A 2,862-nucleotide genomic window follows, 5' to 3' on the forward strand; every position below is an offset into this window, starting at 1 on the left:
CCCAACCCCCCCCCCCCCCCCCCCCCGCGCCGTCCGACCCAGTAACACCCATGGCTGAGTTCAGGGACCTCTCCGGCCGCGCCCTCGCCGATCTGCTCGCCGCCCTGCGCCGCGAGACAGTCGACCCGGCTGATCTTGGCCACGTAGTCCAGGATCTGCAAGTCCACCAGATCGAGCTGGAGATGCAAAACCGCGCGCTGCGCGAGGCACAGCAGGCCCTGGAGGAATCCCGCGACACCTATGCGGACCTCTACGACTTCGCCCCGGTCGCCTATACCACCGTCAGCCGTCTGGGCCAGATCACCCGGATGAACCTCACCGCCGCCGAGCTGCTGGGCGTGTCCCGGGGACAGGCGCCGCACCTGTTCCTGGCGGCGCGGCTCGCCCCGGGCGACGGGCACGTCCTGCTCAGCGCCCTCGCGCGGGTGCTGGCATCGGGTGCGCAGGAGGCCATCGAGGTCGGCCTGGGGCGCCCGCCGCAACCGCGGCGTGACCTGCGGCTGGCCATCCGCCGCGAGCGCCCGCACCCCGCCGGGGCGGCGCCGGTGCAGTGCCGTTGCGCCCTCTTCGATGTCACCGAGATCCGCCAGGCACAGGCCGCCGTACTGGCCCAGCAGCGTTTCCTCCAGTCGATCATCGACGGGGTCGCGGACCCCATCCTGGTCATCGGCACCGATTACCGGATCTTGCTGATGAACACGGCGGCGCAGACGGCGGCGGGTGCACCGACCGCGAACAACGCCGGACTGACCTGCTACCGCGCCAGCCACGGCCGCGACAGCCCCTGCGACAGCGCGGACCACCCCTGCCCGGTGCGTCAGGTCCTCGCCGGCGGGACGGCGGTGACGGTAATCCATCGCCATTGGGGGGCCGACGGACAGCCCCGTTGGATCGAGCTGATCGGCTCGCCCCTACGCGACGCCAGCGGCGCGGTCATCGGCGTGGTCGAGTCCGCGCGCGATATCACCGTGCACCGCGCGCTGACCGAACAGCTCCAGGAGCGTGAAGTGCAACTGGAGCACCTGGCTCAGCACGACCCGCTCACCGGACTGCCGAACCGGCTCTTGTTCACCGACCGCCTGCACCAGGCGATTCTTCAGGCCCATCGCGAGCACCGCGGCGTCGCCCTGCTCTTCGTTGACCTGGACGGTTTCAAGTCGATCAACGACAGCCTGGGCCACCCCGCCGGGGACCAGGTCCTGCAACAGGCCGCCGCGCGCATGCGCGCCCTGGTGCGTGAGGGCGATACGGTCGCCCGCCTGGGCGGCGATGAATTCGTCCTCATCATCGGCACCTTGGAGCAGGACAACGACGCCGGGCTGGTCGCCCACAAACTGCTCAAGGCTTTCCGCCAGCCCTTCACCGTGGCGGGACAATCGCTCTATGTGACCGCCAGCATCGGCATCAGCCTCTTCCCCCAGGACGGCAGCGAGGTCGACACGCTGATCCGCAACGCCGACGCGGCCATGTACCGGGCCAAGGACCAGGGCCGCGACACCTTGCGCTTCTACACCGAGGATATGACGGCGCGCGCCTTCGCGCAGGTCGCCATTGAGAGAGACCTGCGCGAGGCCCTGGCCCGCGGGGAGTTCGTGCTCCACTACCAGCCCGAGATCGAACTGGCGACCGGCCGGATCGCCGGCCTGGAGGCACTGATCCGCTGGCAGCACCCAGCGCGGGGCCTGGTCGCGCCGGATCAGTTCATCCCGCTCGCCGAAGCCACCGGCCTCATCGTGCCGATCAGCGCCTGGGTGGTGCGCACCGCCGCCGCCCAAATGAAGCAGTGGCGCGATCAGGGGTTGCTGGCGGACGCGGCGGTCTGGGTCAACCTGTCCAACCGCGACCTGCAGAACCGGGGGCTGGCCGAGGCGATCGAGGGGATGATCCGCGAGGTCGGACTGGACCCCCGCGCCCTGGCGGTGGAGATCACCGAGACCTGGATCATGGCCAACCCGGAGTCGGCGGCCGGCAACATCCGGCACCTGCAGACGCTCGGGATCGAGGTCGGCATCGACGACTTCGGCACCGGCTACTCGTCACTCGCCGCACTCAAACACCTGGCGGTGTGCGAGCTCAAGATCGATCAGTCATTCGTGGCCGGGCTCCCGGAGGACACCGCGGGTTGCGCCATCGCCCGCGCGGTCATCGCCCTCAGCCAGGCGTTGGGAATCAAAGTAGTCGCCGAGGGCGTCGAGACCCAGACCCAGGCGGACTTCCTGCAACGCGAGGGCTGCCGGATCGCCCAGGGTTACCTGTTCAGCCGGCCGCTCCCGGCGGCGGAGTTCGAGGCCTATGTGCGGGACCGGACCGCGGCGGCGCCTGATCCACGCGCGGGAGCCGACGGCCCGGATGCTGAGGGTCGTCAGTCAGATTGACATAACTTTACGCTGCGATCTTGGGCGAACGACTAGACTTGTCGAGGGAGTTTCGCATCATGCGGCATCCGGCAGGGTAAGACCGCGTGCGCGGGTACACGACCCAGCAGATCAGGGTCGTGACTCAAGGCGATTTCCGGGAAAAGATCTACCGACGTGTAGGGGCGAATTCATTCGCCCCTACAACCCAACAGGCTTTCTGCGCATGCGCAGTCGGGATGCCTATTCACGGAAATCGCCTAAGGCATCCATCCAATCGGAAACGGTGCGGAGTATCGGTCATCATGACAGCAGTTCCAAATTTGGGTGGCCGCCGCCAACAGCGTGTCGGCAGCGAGGCCGATGGTGGATGCGCTGCGCTTATCCACCCTACGAAACCGGCTCTGCTGTAGGGTGGATAAGGCGCGCCGCTCGGTCTCAGGGACTCGGCACGGCGGTCGCGCGCGCCGCATCCACCAGAGGTCGCGCGGTGCCGCCCAAATTTGGA

At 68.4% G+C, this 2,862-nt stretch carries 1 protein-coding gene and 1 pseudogene; one reads left to right on the top strand and one right to left on the bottom strand.

Features of this window, described 5'->3' with window-relative positions:
* Window positions 1-50: 50 nt before the first annotated feature.
* Entirely contained in the window at window positions 51-2,375 is a 2,325-nt protein-coding gene (locus QZY03_RS03765) for an EAL domain-containing protein (RefSeq protein WP_295578418.1), read from the top strand.
* Between the two features lie 239 nt (window positions 2,376-2,614).
* On the opposite strand, the pseudogene QZY03_RS03770 reads toward QZY03_RS03765, so the two are convergent.
* Window positions 2,615-2,862 (bottom strand): annotated as a pseudogene (locus QZY03_RS03770) (hypothetical protein); the annotation flags it as partial.

It is taken from the genome of uncultured Lamprocystis sp., from assembly GCF_903933125.1.
Lineage (GTDB): Bacteria > Pseudomonadota > Gammaproteobacteria > Chromatiales > Chromatiaceae > Thiodictyon.

Coding starts and splice junctions, on each gene's coding strand:
- QZY03_RS03765 (WP_295578418.1), top strand. CDS start 51: ATGGCTGAGTTCAGGGACCTCTCCGGCCGCGCCCTCGCCGATCTGCTC.